We start from the raw sequence: 17,852 nt of genomic DNA, 5'->3' as shown, positions 1-17,852 counted from the left end.
AAAACAGAACGATTATGAAAACAAATTCATTCAAACATATCATTTTGCTGGCTGGCGTATCGGTAGTGCTATTTTCATGCAGCACTTCCCGACACTTTCAACCAGATACCGTTAATACCGAAGGGCTTTTCGGAACCGAACAAACAGACTCGGCAACCATCGCAGATAAACCTTGGCAGGAATTGTTTACTGACCCTCTTTTGACGGATTTAATAGAAGAAGGTCTAAACAACAATCCTGACCTGCAAATTGCCACTCAGCGGGTACTGCAGGCAGAAGCCTATTTCGGACAAAGCAAAGCATCGCTTCTTCCGGGAGTTAACGCCAAAGGAACCGGCAATTACCAGCACAATCCAAAATCGATCTACCCGGATGGGCCACGCGATGTGAGCAGCTATCAACTGGGGGTAGAAGCTAGCTGGGAAGTTGACATTTGGGGAAAATTACGCAGCTCAAAACGTGCAGCTTATGCTGATTTATTAGCAAGCGAAGCAGGGAAAAAAGCCGTGCAAACGCGACTAATTGCCAACATTGCACTGGCCTATTACAAGCTGACTTCGCTGGATGCCAAATTGGCCATTACCCGCCAAACGGTGAAAAATAACATCGATTTGGTTGAAACAATAAAAGTGCTGAAAGAAAGCGGACGTGTAACCGGAGCTGCAGTGGTTCAAAGCCAGGCAGCACGATATGCGGCGGAAGTCACCATTCCTGACTTGGAGCAGCAAATCCGCGAATCAGAAAACGCCCTTTCTACCTTGCTGGGACGCGTTCCCGGGTCAATTCAGCGTAACAAGCTGAGCGATCAGGAAATAAGCGCACTACTGGAAATTGGTGTTCCTTCTCAATTACTCGAAAATCGACCCGATGTGATGCAATCGGAGTATTCGGTGATGAGTGCTTTTGAAATGACCAATAACGCTCGTGGCTATTTTTACCCATCGCTAACCATTACCGCATCAACGGGGTTTGCTGCCAGCGATTTGGACGAATTACTCGATCCAACATCATTTGCGTCGAACGTTATCGGTGGATTAACCGCGCCATTATTCAATAAGCGGGCAAATGTCACCCGACTAAAAGTTGCCAAAGCGCAGCAGGAAGAAGCTTTATTAAGCCTCCGAAATACCTTACTGAATGCCGGACAGGAAGTAAATAATGCACTGAATTCGTACGAAAACACCGAACGGAAAATGTCGTTGCGAGCTCAACAATTGGAGGCACTGGAAAAGTCGGTAGACTACACCCGGGAGTTGCTGACTTATGGATCGGCCACCTACACAGAGGTACTGAATGCCCAACAGAGCTTGCTGGGAGCTCAGCTCAGCGATGTAAACGACCACCTGCAAAAACTTAGTGCAGTGGTTTCGCTTTACCGCGCACTTGGTGGCGGCTGGAAGTAAACGTACTCTTGCTTTCAATTTGAAGTTTGGATAAAAACCTCTAAAACAGGAGCGTCATCCCTAACTTATTTCGGAATCTGTGTCAATATCAAACAGACCCTGAAATAAATTCAAGGTGACTTTATCCAGTTGGGCTTTTATCCAAACTTCATTTTTTAACCGACAGCGCTCACTTTTTCCAAATAGCCAAAAACAGCAGCACCCAACCGGCAATAAAACTCAGTCCGCCAATTGGTGTGATGGCTCCCAGCCAACGAATACCGGTAATAGCCAACACATACAAGCTACCCGAAAAAATGACAATGCCGGCAGTGAGGCAAATAGCCGACCAGCTGATTAAGCTTGACGGCATTTGAACAGCCAATACCCCAACCAGCAACAGGCCCAATGCATGATAAAAATGGTATTCCACCCCGGTTTTATAAACCTGCATCAAATCGTCGGTAAGTTTTGCTTTTAAGGCGTGGGCTCCGAAAGCTCCCAGGATAACAGCGGCCGCTAATAATGCAGCGGCCAACATCAATATTGTTTTACTCATTTTTGTTGTGGTTCTATATTTCATCCTTGATAACAATACTCCTCAGCTTTTGTTAAAAATGAGCCAACATTAGATTCCTTCAAGGAAATACCACCGCCGAAGTCATTTATTCTCTAAAACTCTTTAATTTAGATGCCCGAAACACAGAACGCTTATTATATTTATATTGAAAAATAAGGGCATACAATACTGAAAAACCAAGCGTCCAATCACTTCACCCGAAAAAATAATGAATAGAAAAATAGAATTACTGGCACCTGGTGGAGATCTTGATTCGGTGAAGGCAGCTATTTTAGCAGGAGCCGATGCTGTATATTGTGGGTTGGATAAGTTTAATGCCAGAAACCGGGCAGCCAATATTAGTTTCGAAAATTTATCCGGGATTTTAAGATTGGCGCATGACAATAACTGCGAAGTTTTCCTGACACTTAATATCCTGATTGTTGAAAGTGAAATCCCACTTCTGTTAAGTGTGCTGAACAAATTAGTAAATACCGGCATCGATGGTGTGATTGTTCAGGATTTTGGTCTGTTTTATCTTTTATCCAAGTATTTTAAAGTCCTTAAAATTCATGCCTCAACACAACTGACAACGCATAATGAGGGACAAGTAAAATTCCTGAGCCGGTTAAACGCCGGCAGGGTAAACCTATCCCGCGAGCTAAATATCGATGAGATCAACCACTTAACATCAGTAGCACACGAAAATGAGCTTTTAACGGAGGTTTTTGTTCACGGTTCGTATTGCATCTCTTTTTCGGGTGTTTGCTATATGAGTTCTGTTTTATCAGGGAAATCGGGAAACCGTGGCCGGTGCAGCCAACCCTGCAGAGACCGATATTTAACGACTCCCAAAGGGAAAGACTATCCGTTGAATCTGAAAGACAATTCAGCCTATTCTGACCTGAGAGAATTATCGGATGCCGGGGTGGATTCATTAAAAATTGAAGGTCGGATAAAGGAATTTGAATACGTTTATACGGTGGTGAACGCCTGGAGACAGCAACTCCAGCGTTTTTACAAGCATGACATGCTGCTCGATGACAATAGTGATTTACACAAGGTGTTTAATCGCAAATTCTCAAATTCCTTTCTGAAGGGAGATATCAATGAAGAGATGTTTATTGATAATCCCATGAGTAATTCGACCCTTCACCTGTCGGAAATTAACCAATACTCGTCGGATGATAAACGAGAACAAGGGACGCAAGAATTGTATGATGAAAAAGAAGTGACCAGAAATCAAATCAAAAATAAAATAGATCAACTAAATATCGATGACATTCCTTTAGTAATTGAGATTTCCGGAGCATCGGGAACTGTTTTAGAAGCGAAAGTGAAAACACCTGACAAATCGTTTGTAGTAGAATCGAAAAGCACGCTGGCAGACAAAGGGATCGAGTGTTTAAGTCATGCGATCATCTTTAAGAAGCTACGCGGCTTAAATGATACGGGATACTACATCAACGATTTAAATACCGACCGCCTTGGAGCCAGACTGTACATTCCATTTAGAGAACTGGCGGCTTTAAAAAGAAAAATATTTTTTGTGCTGAATGATTCCAGAGAAGCCGTTTCCCCTATTGCTCTTCCTGCATTAAAAAAGCCAACTCCGGTAAAAATTAAACCCCGGCTTTCTGTATTAATCACCTCACCCAAAGATGTATTACTTTGTGAAGACAGCTCAATAGATGTCTTTTTTCAATTGCCCAATTCGTTAAAGAATGAGGCTGCCGAATTGATCGACCTTTTCAAAAGTAACCAGCAATTAATCCCTTGGTTTCCTTCCATTCTATTGGATGAAGATTATTCTGCCGCAGTCGATTTTCTGCATCACTTCCGAGGGAAAACAATTGTAACGAATAACACCGGAATAGCTTACGAAGCTTTTAAAAGGGGTATTAACTGGATCGCGGGGCCATATCTGAATTTAACCAATTCGTACAGCCTTTTAGCATTGAAAGAAAGCTTTAATTGTTCGGGTTCCTTTATTTCGAATGAACTTAGTTACACACAAATAAAAAACATCAAGAAACCCGATGATTTCGACTTGTATTACAGCATCTATCATCCTATTCTGATGATGACAAGCAGGCAATGTTTGTTTCATCAGGTTACCGGATGTAACAAAAATAGACTTGATGATCGCTGTATTCAAGAATGTGCGAAAACTTCAACCATCACCAATTTGAAAAAGGACACGTTCATTATTGAGAAAGCAAAAGGAAATTATCATCGGATCTACAATGCAATTAATTTTCTGAATACTAAGGTTATCAAAGATCTGCCGGATCGCTTTTCCAGCTTTTTTATTGATTTAACGGATATCGAAACCGAAACAAAAATTGAGCTGGATAAAGCAAGCATCGTCAAACTTTTTAAAAATCATCTTCAAGGAAATCCGGATTCGACAGAGCAACTCGAAAAAGTTATTCATCCTTCAATAAACAAGCAATATCAAGAAGGGATCTAAACCACTTCAGGGATCATCACTTCGTACGAAAAATAGAAACTCGCAGGGAGATCCTGAAACAAGTTCAGGGTGACGCTTTTTTACTTAGGGCAACAACCTTTCAATTAATCGTCATGCCGAACTTGTTTCGGCATCTCTATAAATCACGGAAAGGCTTGTTTATACAGGCAGACAGATCCCGAAATAAATTCGGGATGACTCGAGCTTTTGGTGCTAGCATTGCTGTTTACACTTACCAGAATGTTTTTGTAGTTTTAAAGGAAAAATGACTAACAAAGAACCACCAAAAGAATTGATCAAGTATTATGCATGCAATGAATTTAGCTATGATGCTTTGAAGAATAATTATCTATGGGCCTCAAATCCTTTACAATTCAATGATCCTTGTGATTGCTCAATAAAGGCATGGGAAGAACAAACTTTTAGAGAAGATATCGTAAAGAAACACATTCCAAATTTTTCTGAAAAAAACTTTCCAATTTCTAACAGAGATCAGGTGATTGAAGTATTACTATCTAAATTAGGCATTATTTGTCTTAATAATAATGAGAAAGAGTTTGAGGATATAATATGGGGATACTATTCAAATCACAGTGGCTTTTCAATATCTTTCAATTTAGAAATCTTATCAAAAGATCTCAATAGAACTACACCTGAAAAAGTAAACTATAAAAGAGTTGATGAATTAGAAAGGTTTGGATTGTCTGATAATACTGATGAATTCCCATGGACTGTTAGATCATGGGTTTCCCAGAAAAAGTTAATTTGGAAACCCGAAAATGAATGGAGGTACATTTTCTTTGATATTGACTATGAAAATTCAAGCTCAAGAAAAAAATACTATAAGCAGGAATCAATAAACAAAGTGACGTTGGGATTAAATTTCTTTGGGAAAAACCGAGAACCTATTAAGGGTACAACACAAGCCTTTATATACAATCCAACAAAAGAACTAGACCTTTTTAATTATAGGATATTAAAGCATTTAACGGATAACACCAAATTTGAAGTATGGTGGATGTTTCAAGGAGAGGATATGAAACTTGAACCGATACCAATTAAATTAAGCTATTGGGATCCGTATGGGATCATCATTAAGATAGATTTACCAACAGATCCTGAAACAAGTTTAGGGTGACGCTTTTGAAAAGGACTGAGCACCCAATAAAAAAGCCACTCCCTTGCGGAAGTGGCTTTCAATATAATTGAGTTCAAGTTACGCGTAACGCTGTACTCGCAACTCAAGACTTCTTACTCTTCGTGTGCCGAAATCAAAATCTCCAGGATTTTCTTACCTGCAGCCGATACGCTGGTTCCAGGTCCGAAAATGGCAACTACACCAGCATCGTACAGGTATTTGTAATCCTGAGCAGGAATTACACCACCGGCAATGACCATGATGTCTTCGCGGCCCAGTTTTTTCAGTTCTGCAATAACGGCAGGAACCAAGGTTTTGTGTCCTGCAGCCAGTGACGAAACACCCATCACGTGCACATCGTTTTCAACCGCTTGCTTGGCAGCTTCTTCCGGAGTTTGGAACAAAGGTCCCATATCCACATCGAAACCAAGGTCGGCATAACCGGTTGCCACTACTTTTGCTCCACGATCGTGACCATCCTGCCCCATTTTGGCAATCATGATCCGAGGCTGACGGCCTTCCAATCCGGCAAACTTGGTTGCCAAATCCTGTGCTTCCTTGAAGGTTTGATCTTGTTTACTTTCTGATGAATACACGCCTGAAATTGTTCTGATTACAGCTTTATAACGTCCCACGATTTTTTCGCAGGCATCTGATATTTCACCCAGCGACGCACGTTTCTGCGCTGCCTTTACTGAGAGATCAAGCAAGTTGCCTTCTCCTGTTTCTGCACATTTGGTAATAGCAGCCAAGGCTTGTTGAACTTCCTCTTCGTTGCGCTCTGCACGCAGTTTTTCCAATCGTTTAATTTGCGATTTACGAACTTCGGTATTGTCGATATCTAAAATATCAATTGGATCTTCTTTTTCCAAACGGTATTTATTTACCCCAACAATGGTTTGAGCGCCACTGTCAATCCGTCCTTGTGCACGCGCTGCAGCTTCTTCAATACGCATTTTGGGAACACCGGTTTCAACGGCTTTCGACATACCACCCAGTTTTTCAACTTCTTCGATCAATGCCCAGGCTTTGTTGTACAACTCCTGAGTCAATGATTCAACGTAGTACGAACCGGCCCATGGATCGGCTCCACGGCAAATCTCGGTTTCTTGCTGAATATATAACTGTGTGTTACGTGCAATACGAGCTGAGAAGTCGGTTGGCAAAGCAATTGCTTCGTCCAGCGCATTGGTGTGCAACGATTGAGTATGTCCCAAAGTAGCAGCCATCGCTTCAATAGCAGTACGACCAACGTTATTGAATGGATCTTGCTCAGTCAACGACCAACCCGATGTTTGCGAGTGCGTACGCAAAGCCATCGATTTTGGGTTTTTCGGATTGAACTGTTTCACCAGTTTCGCCCAGATCATACGTGCAGCACGCATTTTGGCAATCTCCATAAAGTGGTTCATTCCAACCGCCCAGAAGAATGACAAACGTGGTGCAAAGGCATCAACATCCAATCCGGCTTTGATACCTGTACGCAGGTATTCCAAACCGTCGGCCAAAGTGTAGGCCATTTCAATATCGGCGGTTGCACCAGCTTCTTGCATATGGTAACCCGAAATAGAAATTGAGTTGAACTTCGGCATTTTTTGTGAAGTAAACTCAAAGATGTCAGCAATCGCTTTCATCGAGAATTCTGGTGGATAAATATAGGTATTACGCACCATGAACTCTTTCAGAATATCATTTTGAATAGTTCCTGAAAGCTGCTCCAGCGTAGCACCTTGTTCCAACGCGGTAACAATATAGAATGCCATTACCGGAAGCACGGCTCCGTTCATGGTCATCGAAACAGACATTTTATCCAATGGAATCTGGTCAAACAGGATTTTCATATCCAGGATTGAGTCGATGGCCACACCGGCTTTACCCACATCACCCACTACACGAGGGTGATCCGAGTCGTAACCGCGGTGAGTTGCCAAGTCAAAAGCGACTGAAAGCCCTTTTTGTCCGGCAGCCAGGTTACGGCGGTAAAACGCGTTCGACTCTTCAGCGGTAGAGAATCCGGCATACTGACGGATCGTCCACGGACGCATAGCGTACATGGCTGAATATGGTCCACGAAGAAATGGTGGCAACCCGGCAGCATAATTTAAATGCTCCATGCCTTCCAAATCGTCTTTCGTGTAAACTGGTTTCACCGGAATCTGTTCCGGAGTCACCCAGTCTTTCTCAATTCTATTTTGAGCAGCCCACTCTCCCGCCTCAGGCTGGGGAGCAACTGTTTTTATGTTTATATTCTTAAAATTCGGTTTCATACATTATAGATTTTAGATTTTAGATTCTAGACATTAGATAAATTCTTCTGAAAAGCAATCAGCATTTTAACAATCTCGGAAGTTTTATCTAACATTTCTTCTTTTGCGTTTTCCGAAATATATTCCAGATCGCAGGCGAGAATCATTAATGATTCAACTTCGAACAAAGATCCCTTAGCGATATGCAGAAAGTGGTTGAAATCTTTATTGGTACCACGACCAGCTCCTTCTGCTATGTTTAACACTATAGAGACGGGTGCCCGTCGAGTTTGCGAGATCAATCCATAAAGCTCATCAGAAGGAAATTGCTTGGTTACCAGATATACCTCTTTAACAAGAACTCTTGCCCTTTGCCAAATCTTTATTTCCCGGTAATTATGCATTCTGAATGTCTATTGTCTAAATTCTGATGTCTTCTTATCTGATTACTTTATTCCCAACTTTGCATTATAAGCAGTCAACTCTTCCAGCAGATTACTTTTTACATGAATGAAGTTTTCAATTCCTTTTGCTTTCAAATCATCTGTGCAGGCAGGAGCACCGGCCACTACAAAAATAGCTTCGCCTTTAATTAAGTCGAAAGCAGCAGGAGCAGCTTCAGCATATTCATCATCAGAGCTACAAATTACAATGATATCCGCACCGGCTTCTTTAGCTGCGGCAACACCATCGGCCACACTGGCAAAACCATTGTTATCTTTCACATCGTAACCGGCAACAGCAAAAAAGTTGCAAGCAAATTGCGAGCGTGCCTTGGCGAAATTAATGTTCCCAACAGTTAGCATGAAAGCCAACGGACGTTTGTTCTCTTTTGAGTATTTGTCAGTCGCTACACGAAGTTTTTCGAAAGCCATCGCACCACGGTATGGTTTGAGGGTTTCAATTTCAGCGTCTTCGGCAGTTAAGTCGGTTGGTGCAAGAGCATCATCTACCAATTCCGCTTTTTCCAATCGCTCAGTAAAATTTGGGAACTGGTTAATACCCAACAAATTTTCGCGGCGGATAGCAACATTTAAGTCGCGCTTAGCAGACATTTCTTTTACCTTAGTTTGAATGAAACCGTCTTTTGCTGCGGCGAGGAAACCACCTTTATCCTGAATTTCCAGGAATAATTTCCAAACTTCGTCAGCAATAGAAGCAGTCAATTCTTCAATATAATATGAACCGGCACCCGGGTCAACGATTTTATCGAAGTGCGATTCTTCTTTCAACAACAATTGTTGGTTACGGGCAATACGATCAGAGAAAGTTGTTGGATCTTCGAAAATCGCATTGAACGGAAGCACCGTGATTGAGTCTGCACCACCTAACGCAGCACTCATGGCCTCGGTTTGAGTACGAAGCATATTCACGTAAGGATCGTAGAATGTTTTGTTCCAGCTTCCGGTTTCGGCATGAACACGCATTTTACAACCACACTCACACTTAGGTTCGTAAGCTTTTACGATTTGTGCCCATAACAGGCGACCTGCACGCAACTTGGCAATTTCCATGAAGTAGTTGGCACTCACACTCAAATTAAATTTGATGTTTTTTGCTACATCTTCAACAGCCACTCCTTTTTCAGTCAGCGTTGAAAGATACTCAACACCCTGAGCCAATGAAAAAGCCAACTCCTGAACAACAGAAGCACCAGCATTTCCAAAGTTTTTACCATTTACAGCCAATACGCGGTATTTGGGCAACTCGGCAGATTTGGCAATTAGATTTTGAGCCTGAGCTAACACATGATCAACACCTTTTTTGAACCGACCGTAAAGCAGGTAGTTTCCGAAGGGATCGTAAGCTACGGATGCAACAATGTTTTTTGCATCCCATTTTCCGGCCAGCACGTATTCAGCAAATGCTTCCGCAATTTTACAGGTGCAACACTTGGCTTCAAAGTTCACCTCAACCGACTCCAAACAAATGCCTTTTAGCAAAACAGCCAGGTCGTCAACGGTAACTTCGGTACACTCATTAAAAACAAAGCCCAACGAAGTGACACCTTTCATTAATACTTCCAGTGCTTTCTTGTTGGACTCTTCCAAATCTTTTACGATGATATTCTGACGAACATACCAATCGTTGTTATTGGTTTTGGTACCCCGTACATAAGGAAACTCACCTGGCAATGAATCCAGGTAGTCTAGTTTTGCAAGGTCTTCCTGTCTATAATACGGCTGAACCGAAAAACCTTCGTTTGTCCTCCACACCAGCTTGCGGTCAAAGTCGGCACCTTTTAAATCGGCAACCACTTTTTCTTTCCAAGCCTCAGAACTGACAGGAGGGAACTCGTTAAATAGTTTGATATATTTTTCTGTCATAATGTAACTGTTAAGAAAATCAGGCTGCAAAATTAACCTTTTTACATAAGGACTACTCAAAAACAAACAAGTTTTTAACCTTTAGGTAACAAATATCAGGTTTTGATTTTCAAGCATTTACATATGAAGCAATCTTCATACTTCGAATTCTGTAGTTATTTTTAATGAATATAAATAAAAACCCGCTCCCGGGACAATAGATCCTATGGATAGAAGAGTTACAAGTCTGAATTTTTAAGGTTCGATTTTCCCGGAAGATCACTTTCAAATACCGAAACTTCAATGTAAAAAAACTAAAACGCACACAATAGTGCATTTTAGTTGAATACCCGAGGAATCTTCCTTATTAACTATACCTTTGTTGGGCAAAACGGGTAATAAGGGCTACAACATGTGGATACGCGCCTCAACTTTTCAATGTTTGTGAATAGACATATAAGCAATATGAAATGAAATGCAGCACTGGAATCCAACCAGTTAATAAAAGAAAAGTTTTTCTCGAACATCAATTATCATCATTTGCCTGCTTTTTGTGGAACAGATAATCGAACATATTTAAGTCAACTTAAAGAACACGACAGCCAAACAAGCAACTACGACTGGAGTTAAAAATGAAATAACGCAATGAAAGATCCGGGGTGTCTATACACATTAATTACAGGAGCAAGCACAGGTTTAGGCAAAGCTTTTGCCGAAGAATGTGCCGGTAGAAAAATGAATCTAATCCTGATTTCACTACCCAATGAGAACCTTGAAGTGTTATGTGAAAAGCTCAGGCAGACCTATCAGATAAAAGTTCATTGCAGGGAGACCGATCTCACCGAGCTCGATACCGTCCTTGAAATTGCTGATTGGGTAACCACGAATTTCACCGTCAATATGCTGATCAATAATGCGGGAATTGGAGGCACACAAATTTTTGTTGATTCGGAAATCGATTACCTCGACAATATGATTCAGTTGAACATTCGCGCAATGACCTTATTGACCAGAACTCTTCTGCCGGAATTAAAGAAACTAAACTCATCATACATTCTGAATGTCTCTAGTCTGGCTGCCTTTTCTCCCGTGCCATACAAAACCATTTACCCGGCTACAAAAGCCTTTGTTCATCATTTTACAAGGGGACTGGAAGCCGAACTCCTGGACTCGAATGTAAGTGTCAGCGTATTAAATCCGGGGCCAATCATGACTAACGCTGATGTTTCCACACGAATAAATGGACAAAGTTTTTATGTGAAGTTATCCATTATGACCCCGAAACAGATTGCAACTATTGCAATCGGGAAAATGTTGAAGGGTAAATCAGTAATCATTCCAGGCATCATGAACCAGATCAATGCCTTCTTTATTCGATTGGTTACGGAAAACTTCCGCATATCTGTCGGAACCCGAATTTTCAAACGTGAGAAAAAAAACTGCGATGAAAGTACTGATAACCGGAGCAAACAGCCTTCTTGGAAGCAACCTGACAAGAAAACTATTGCAAGCTAACTATGAGGTAAAAGCCATGGTACGCGAAAGCAGCAACTTGCTTTCGCTAAAAAATACAAATCCGGAAATTTTCAAAGGTAATTTCATGGATCGACATGAACTGCAACGAGCACTCGCCGACTGCCGGGTCGTTGTTCATGTAGCGGCCAATACTTCGCAATGGCCATCGGCTTACAAGTATTATCAAAAAGTAAATGTTGATGGCGTACAGTTTATGCTCGAAGAATGTAAAAAAGCCGGAGTTGAACGCTTCATCTTCGTTGGCTCGGCCAATGCATTTGGTCCGGGAACGAAAGAAAATCCGGGCAATGAAACAACGCCTTTCACCAGCCTTCAATATCAATCAGGGTATATGCGAAGCAAATACGAAGCACAACAACTGGCATTGGATTTTCATCAGAAATACAACTTCCCGGCAATCGTTGTTAACCCCACTTTTATGCTGGGTAAACATGACGCCAAACCAAGCTCGGGACAAATGCTGTTGATGGCACATGGGAAAAAGCTAATGCCTTATCCTGCGGGAGGGAAAAACTTTGTGCATGTTGAAGATGCTGCCACCGGAATTGTGAATGCCATTGAGATAGGAGAAAATGGAGCGTGCTATTTATTGGCGAATGAAAACCTGACTTATCAGGAGTTTTTTACAACGATGAAAGCTGTTTCAGGCTACCCACAACAACTTGTAAGAATACCAAGACCAATCCTGAATATCGCCGGATCATTTGGTTCGGCTTACGAAAAAGCATTTCGCAAACCGGCCAAACTGAATCAAGTTAATGCCCAACTACTGCAAGCTGACAATTATTATTCTTCGGCAAAAGCTCAGAAAGAACTACAACTGCCTCAAACACCAATTGATCAAGCAATAAAAGATTCGTTGGAATGGTTTGAGAAATTTGGCTATTTGAACTAAATAAAGAGAATTCTCAAAGCTGACTACCCCGTGGCAGAGTCTCGATGAATTAGTTGACTAAACCAATCAAATCATTCTAAAAATATGAAACGAGCATGATCAATATTTCTCACTCGTAAGTAATTACTCCTGTTTATCCTCCAATCATCTTTCAGAAAGTTGCTCGATCTGCTGCACTTTATAATCATTCCAAATTACTTATATCGAACAATTATCCTGATCAATTTTATATTTTAGAGTTTGGAAAATATGATTTCCACAAAATAGTTCGCAACCATAAAACCAAGTCGATTGGTATTCCAGGATTATCATCGGAACTGTTGGCTTAAAGCTATGGAAACTAAACCTGACAAGAAAACGATTATGAAAATATTAAATACAACCCCGGTAGTATTTGTTATCAACTTATAGTTATGAAACACAAAGCCAACACACCCAAAACTTTACTCGTAGCCTTCATCCTGACGGGGATGGCATTATCAGGAATGGCACAACGTGCGCCTTATGCCGGACAAGATACTACTGTATATGGCGGAAAAATATGGCGTGACACCATACCTCTGTCGGAGATAAAACCTTTTGAAAACTTAACGAAGGAAGGCGTGGATGTGCTCTGCGCTGATTTTACCGCCTTGTGTAACTCCGAAAACGCCAATTCCGATAGCATTATAGCCCGGATTGAAAATATATTAGACTATTTTGCTAAAGTATTGACTAATACCAGTTACTACGGATATCTTAAGTCAACAGATGTAACCAATGCAACTGTTGCTAACCTCTCTATCCAATCATCTGGTTTGTTAAATTACGTCAAAGCAAAGGGGCTCGGAACAATAGGAGCAGCTCTGTACACAAAATATCAGCCGGTGGTTTGGAGTGCTTTACCTGAGGAGTTACAAGATTCATTTTTAAGCGCCATCCAACAAACCCCAGATCAACTCGCACTTCGAACCCGGGAGAGTGAGATATTAGCCCAATACAATGCCGCCTCAGTACAGGAAATTGAGGTAGAGATAGCCGGACAAACGATCAACTTTTCGAATTTAGATTCGCTCGAACTTAATAGTGAAACACGACAGGAGGCATACCTTGCCCTTTGGCAAGAGAAAAATCGAATTATAGGCACAATCTATCTTGATTTGGTTAAGGTGCGCAGGCAAATAGCTGAAGCATCATCGGTGGAGTATAGCAACTTTTTAGAATACGCGTATAAAGAAGATCAAGGACGAAACTACTCTCCGGAAGAACTAAAGGTTGTTCATCGTTTTGTACAGCAATATTTCACTCCGTTTTATGAAGAACTAAATGGCGTACTCAGCCATGAAAGCGAATTTGAAGATGCATTGATAGCCAAATCGTCTGAAGATATGGTGCAAAAACTTGCCGGGGTGATGGACAATACGAGGGAGCTTAATCTGTCGGAGTTCAAGCCTGCCTACGATTATCTGACACAATACGGGCTTTACGACATTGCCGGAGGAAATACAAGAGAAAAAATCGGGTACTGTACAAATTTCGTTTACTATAATGCTCCTGCTATCTTTATCAATTCTGATGTGCACCCCAGCTATAATGCCTTGTTTCACGAGTTTGGACATTATTTGGATGATTATGGAAGTACACGCGAAAACGCTTTGTATGGAACCTCTAATTCAGACCTGACAGAAGTTCCCTCGATGTCTTTTGAATCCCTTGCTCTGAGATCAGAACTCTCCACTTTTACCGATGTGGCTACAGTCAGTGGAATTGAGGCTGTAAAGGTAGCATCAAACATTATTGGCTATGTGTTACATCAAACACTTTTTGATGCTTTTGAGCAAGAGGTCTATGCGCAAACGGAACTTTCCCTGGAGGATCTAAACAACATCTACAAGCGATTGTACGGTTTATTTCTTGGAACAGAGGCTGCAAATAAAACAAATTTACAATATCAATGGGTGTATATGAGTCATCTCTTTCACCACGCGAATTACACCATCTCCTATACCATGAGCGCATTGCCCGCACTCAATATTTGGTTTGAAAGTAAAGATGACTTTGCCTCAGCTAAGCAAACGTACAAGACCTTGCTTAATAATATTAAACAGGGAGATTATGCGGTGGCTATGGATTCTGCCGGGATGCTTACGCCTTTGGATGAGGAGCTGTACCTTAAGCTTGCCGACAAAGTTGACGATATGTTGGAAAATAGTCCCTACCGGAGAACCATTACTGCTACTGCCGGCATTGGAGGCACTATCTTCCCCAATGGTACTATCCGCGCACAAGAGGGACAATCAGTGAAAATTAAGTTAAAGCCTGATGAAGGGAATACAATTGCAAGCATTGTTGTTGACGGCGATAGTATCGCTATAAGAGACAGTCTGTACCTCCACACGAAATACGACAGAAATATAGCTGTTACTTTCCGGCAAGTGCAAACCGGAATCGGGGATAAAACAATTCCTGAAGTGCTGCTCTATCCCAACCCCGCTACTGACTGGGTAACGTTAAAAACCCCCGATGGCAACGCCGAACGCTATACGCTGTACAACAGTTTTGGACAAGTGTTAGTGAGCCGACCGATAGTTTCCAAAGAGACAAAAATCGATGTCAGTGGCTATCCGAACGGGATCTATGTTGTTGAAGTAGAAGAACGGAAAATTAAGTTAATTGTTAATGATCGCTGATATGAAGAAGTTATTCTTAGTTATTGCCATTGCTATATTTTTGTCGGGATGCACAAAGGCACAGGAGATTGCGAAGGTTGAAAAAACAGTCATCGTTCAAGGCACAAAAACATGGGATGGTACAATTCTCCCCCTTTACCCACAAGGTCAGCCGGAGGTCACGCTGGTAAAGTTTACCATACCGCCACATACAAAACTGGAATGGCATAAACACACCGTGATAAATGTGGGCTATATGCTCAAAGGCTCGCTTTCGGTGATTTCAGAACACGGTGACGAACTCATTTTGAATGAAGGCGACCCTATTATAGAGCTGGTAAACACCTCCCACTACGGCGAAAACAAAACGGATGCCCCGGTGGAAATAATGGTGTTTTATGCGGGAGTAAAGAACGAACCATTTACCATTTTGAATGAGGATTAAGATCTCTTTAAATAAAGACATTTTCGAAAATAAGCCTCAATTATCAACATTTACAGTTCGAGTTTTTTAACTACGGACTTGCTGCCCGAACCAAATCACTTGAAAGTCAGAATCGGGACAACTAAAAACCAAAATTTGGCAAGTTAACTTTCCATATATAGCAAAATATGGCAAATTCGGGTCCCTCCTCGTTGATCCAATGGCTAAAAGTTATCCGATAGACAAGCTATTTTGACAGTGAAAATACCTCTTTCAGCTTCGGCCCCCGGTCAGTCCATTCTACTGTCGCACATTCGGAGTAAAAATCATGCTCAAAAAACAGGACATATTTGTTATCAGCAGCTTCTTTTAAAAAAGCTTCCTTTTCTTCCATAGTGGTAACCGGATACAAATCGTAGGAAGCCAGCCACACAATTGGGATATTTGCAGTTGTTGGAATCAGATCCGATGTGTAAACGTAAGTTTTCCCTTCGTGCTTCACCAAAGGAATCATTTGCCCAGGGGTGTGACCATCAAAAAAACGAACTTCGAAGTCGGGAAATAGCTCACCTTCATTTTCAACCAGCTGCATGTTACCTTCAGCTTTCAGAAAGTTCAATACATCGTAAAAATAAGCCGCTCGTTCGCGCATATTCGAAACCTGAGCATGCTCCCATTGGCGCTTGCTACACCAGTGCGTCGCATTTGGGAAAAGTAATTTCAAACTTTGCTCTTCTTTTAACACAGCACCATTGCAGTGGTCCCAATGCAGGTGAGTAAAAACAACATCGGTAATATCGCCAACCAAATAGCCCTTTTCAGCCAGCGACCCTGGCAGGGCGTCCGTTTCTTCATGCCCATTGTTCCGCTTCACTTTCTCCGGGTAATGATCGCCAACCCCTGCTTCAATCAATATCTTCCGTTCTCCCTGATCAACCAATAAGCAGCGCATGGTTAGCCTGGTCACATTGTTCTCGTCTGCCGGATAAGCTTTCGTCCACAATGGTTTTGGAATCACACTAAAAAGTGCGCCCCCATCGCATGAAAAATGGCCGGCATGAATGGCATGGATTTGCATAGTTCTGATTTTTAATTTGGGTGTGAAAATAGTAAAAAGTGGGCAGTTGAAGGAAAACGATCCTACTGAGACTGCCCCTGTAAACCGATCACTCTCTTCTGCGAAAGCGAATCGGTTTCAAAGTCCATGACAAACTTAACCACACCCGTATAATCATCAATCCCCTTTTCTATCTTATTCGTCTTCAGGTAGGCATCGTTCACTTTTGAGGCATAATCATCTATTTTTTCATCACGAAGCTGGAGCCAATGTTCGCGTATTCGGCGCAAATCTGACTTTACCCGTTCATCCAGTTTTTCAATAATTTCGGTGTAGCCTTCTAATTTATAGGCCTCATAAATAAAGTAGCGCAGCACATACAAATTGGCACTGTATCGCAATTGTTTTTCCTGACTTTGAGAACACACCAACCAGGCATAAAAATTGGCTTCAGCCTCACCCGTAATTCCAAATTGATGAGCCTTTTCGTGGGCCAGCACCAAGGGGTATTCAATCGGCAACAAGTAACTATTCACATGCACTTCGTTAAAAAATGGTCCGTAGTAACCCGAGATGGTAGCCGCAGCAAAAAAGCGGCTAAAGGTAATCGACTTTGACCGACGCACTCCCGAAGGATATTCAATCTGCAAAAACGGAGCTAAGTGTTGATAGGAATTTTCAATCCATAAATCGACTTGCGATTTTCTCAACGAATCAATTTTCACATACGACTCATTGGTTCGCTCGACCAACTTTTCAAAAACAGTTAAAAATAATTCAGTACCCGGTTCACTTTCAGAAATTGACAAGCGTTGATTCAGATCTTCCCTGTAATAATTAAAACCCCAAAGCCAGTAGAAAAGCATATACAAGATCGCCAGTGAATTGAACCAAAGAAGAAGAAATTTTCGCCATTTGATTTTTCGAATCACCAGCGCAACAACGGTCACAACTGCGAAAAAGATCAACCCCACATAAAATAAATCATCCAGCGAAAACGGCACCTGTCGACTCACTGCTGAAAGAATGGTGGCCACAACCGGGTAAATTTGCTGCGAATAAAACGCCTCGGTCATTGCAGGAAAAGCTGCCGCCAATTCGGTGAGTAAAAAAGTTGCCACCGCCAGCCAAATACCCAATAACGATTTACTGAAAATCTTCGTTCTCATGCTTCTCTTTTTATCGAAT

13 protein-coding genes are annotated in these 17,852 nt (G+C 41.7%); 7 read left to right on the top strand and 6 right to left on the bottom strand.

Going from position 1 to position 17,852, the window contains the following annotated elements; genetic code table 11:
• Positions 1-14 precede the first annotated feature (14 nt).
• A complete protein-coding gene (locus tag GR929_RS03730; protein WP_159517594.1) occupies positions 15-1,403 on the top strand; it encodes a TolC family protein in 1,389 nt (462 codons plus the stop codon).
• Positions 1,404-1,572: 169 nt separating this feature from the next.
• On the opposite strand, the gene GR929_RS03725 is transcribed toward GR929_RS03730, so the two are convergent.
• The gene (locus tag GR929_RS03725) at positions 1,573-1,941 is read right to left on the bottom strand and encodes a DUF423 domain-containing protein (protein ID WP_159517593.1); all 369 of its coding nucleotides are present in this window, start codon (positions 1,939-1,941) and stop codon (positions 1,573-1,575) included.
• Positions 1,942-2,170: 229 nt separating this feature from the next.
• On the opposite strand from GR929_RS03725, the gene GR929_RS03720 reads away from it, so the two are divergent.
• A complete protein-coding gene (locus tag GR929_RS03720; RefSeq protein ID WP_159517592.1) occupies positions 2,171-4,414 on the top strand; it encodes a U32 family peptidase in 2,244 nt (747 codons plus the stop codon).
• Between the two features lie 265 nt (positions 4,415-4,679).
• Positions 4,680-5,552 (top strand): DUF2971 domain-containing protein, encoded by an 873-nt coding sequence (locus GR929_RS03715; protein WP_159517591.1) that lies wholly within the window; start codon positions 4,680-4,682, stop codon positions 5,550-5,552.
• A gap of 113 nt (positions 5,553-5,665) precedes the next feature.
• On the opposite strand, the gene scpA is transcribed toward GR929_RS03715, so the two are convergent.
• From scpA to mutA, 3 genes are read right to left on the bottom strand one after another with little or no spacing between them, the layout of a single operon-like run.
• Positions 5,666-7,819 (bottom strand): methylmalonyl-CoA mutase, encoded by a 2,154-nt coding sequence (gene scpA, locus GR929_RS03710; RefSeq protein ID WP_159517590.1) that lies wholly within the window; start codon positions 7,817-7,819, stop codon positions 5,666-5,668.
• Positions 7,820-7,845: 26 nt separating this feature from the next.
• A complete protein-coding gene (locus GR929_RS03705) occupies positions 7,846-8,202 on the bottom strand; it encodes a four helix bundle protein (RefSeq protein WP_159517589.1) in 357 nt (118 codons plus the stop codon).
• A gap of 42 nt (positions 8,203-8,244) precedes the next feature.
• The gene (mutA, locus tag GR929_RS03700; RefSeq protein WP_159517588.1) at positions 8,245-10,125 is read right to left on the bottom strand and encodes a methylmalonyl-CoA mutase small subunit; all 1,881 of its coding nucleotides are present in this window, start codon (positions 10,123-10,125) and stop codon (positions 8,245-8,247) included.
• Positions 10,126-10,749: 624 nt separating this feature from the next.
• Here mutA and GR929_RS03695 point away from each other — a divergent pair.
• From GR929_RS03695 to GR929_RS03680, 4 genes are all read left to right on the top strand, one after another.
• Positions 10,750-11,619 (top strand): SDR family NAD(P)-dependent oxidoreductase, encoded by an 870-nt coding sequence (locus GR929_RS03695; protein ID WP_159517587.1) that lies wholly within the window; start codon positions 10,750-10,752, stop codon positions 11,617-11,619.
• On the top strand, positions 11,549-12,535 hold the full coding sequence (locus tag GR929_RS03690; RefSeq protein WP_159517586.1) for an NAD-dependent epimerase/dehydratase family protein: 987 nt from the start codon (positions 11,549-11,551) through the stop codon (positions 12,533-12,535). The genes GR929_RS03695 and GR929_RS03690 overlap by 71 nt, the downstream gene beginning before the upstream one ends.
• 413 nt (positions 12,536-12,948) lie before the next feature.
• Positions 12,949-15,204 carry a M3 family metallopeptidase gene (locus GR929_RS03685; RefSeq protein WP_159517585.1) on the top strand — a complete coding sequence of 752 codons (2,256 nt, stop codon included), beginning with the start codon at positions 12,949-12,951 and terminating at the stop codon, positions 15,202-15,204.
• Position 15,205: 1 nt separating this feature from the next.
• Complete coding sequence (locus tag GR929_RS03680) at positions 15,206-15,628, top strand: cupin domain-containing protein (protein ID WP_159517584.1); 423 nt, start codon at positions 15,206-15,208, stop codon at positions 15,626-15,628.
• 226 nt (positions 15,629-15,854) lie between these two features.
• Here the strand turns inward: GR929_RS03680 and GR929_RS03675 are convergent, their stop codons facing one another.
• A complete protein-coding gene (locus tag GR929_RS03675) occupies positions 15,855-16,685 on the bottom strand; it encodes an MBL fold metallo-hydrolase (RefSeq protein WP_159517583.1) in 831 nt (276 codons plus the stop codon).
• 62 nt (positions 16,686-16,747) lie between these two features.
• Positions 16,748-17,833, bottom strand: coding sequence for a DUF3810 domain-containing protein (locus GR929_RS03670; protein WP_159517582.1), 1,086 nt, complete (start codon positions 17,831-17,833; stop codon positions 16,748-16,750).
• Positions 17,834-17,852: the final 19 nt, after the last annotated feature.

Origin of the sequence: Sunxiuqinia indica (genome assembly GCF_009847015.1) — a bacterium.
Lineage (GTDB): Bacteria > Bacteroidota > Bacteroidia > Bacteroidales > Prolixibacteraceae > Sunxiuqinia > Sunxiuqinia indica.
This window is presented reverse-complemented; position numbering and strand designations above follow the sequence as displayed.

Excerpts from the sequence above, each read along its gene's own strand:
- GR929_RS03690 (WP_159517586.1), top strand. The coding sequence starts at position 11,549 with ATGAAAGTACTGATAACCGGAGCAAACAGCCTTCTTGGAAGCAACCTG.
- GR929_RS03685 (WP_159517585.1), top strand. The coding sequence starts at position 12,949 with ATGAAACACAAAGCCAACACACCCAAAACTTTACTCGTAGCCTTCATC.
- GR929_RS03695 (WP_159517587.1), top strand. The coding sequence starts at position 10,750 with ATGAAAGATCCGGGGTGTCTATACACATTAATTACAGGAGCAAGCACA.
- GR929_RS03730 (WP_159517594.1), top strand. The coding sequence starts at position 15 with ATGAAAACAAATTCATTCAAACATATCATTTTGCTGGCTGGCGTATCG.
- scpA (WP_159517590.1), bottom strand. The coding sequence starts at position 7,819 with ATGAAACCGAATTTTAAGAATATAAACATAAAAACAGTTGCTCCCCAG.
- GR929_RS03725 (WP_159517593.1), bottom strand. The coding sequence starts at position 1,941 with ATGAGTAAAACAATATTGATGTTGGCCGCTGCATTATTAGCGGCCGCT.
- GR929_RS03715 (WP_159517591.1), top strand. The coding sequence starts at position 4,680 with ATGACTAACAAAGAACCACCAAAAGAATTGATCAAGTATTATGCATGC.
- GR929_RS03720 (WP_159517592.1), top strand. The coding sequence starts at position 2,171 with ATGAATAGAAAAATAGAATTACTGGCACCTGGTGGAGATCTTGATTCG.
- GR929_RS03705 (WP_159517589.1), bottom strand. The coding sequence starts at position 8,202 with ATGCATAATTACCGGGAAATAAAGATTTGGCAAAGGGCAAGAGTTCTT.
- mutA (WP_159517588.1), bottom strand. The coding sequence starts at position 10,125 with ATGACAGAAAAATATATCAAACTATTTAACGAGTTCCCTCCTGTCAGT.
- GR929_RS03670 (WP_159517582.1), bottom strand. The coding sequence starts at position 17,833 with ATGAGAACGAAGATTTTCAGTAAATCGTTATTGGGTATTTGGCTGGCG.
- GR929_RS03680 (WP_159517584.1), top strand. The coding sequence starts at position 15,206 with ATGAAGAAGTTATTCTTAGTTATTGCCATTGCTATATTTTTGTCGGGA.
- GR929_RS03675 (WP_159517583.1), bottom strand. The coding sequence starts at position 16,685 with ATGCAAATCCATGCCATTCATGCCGGCCATTTTTCATGCGATGGGGGC.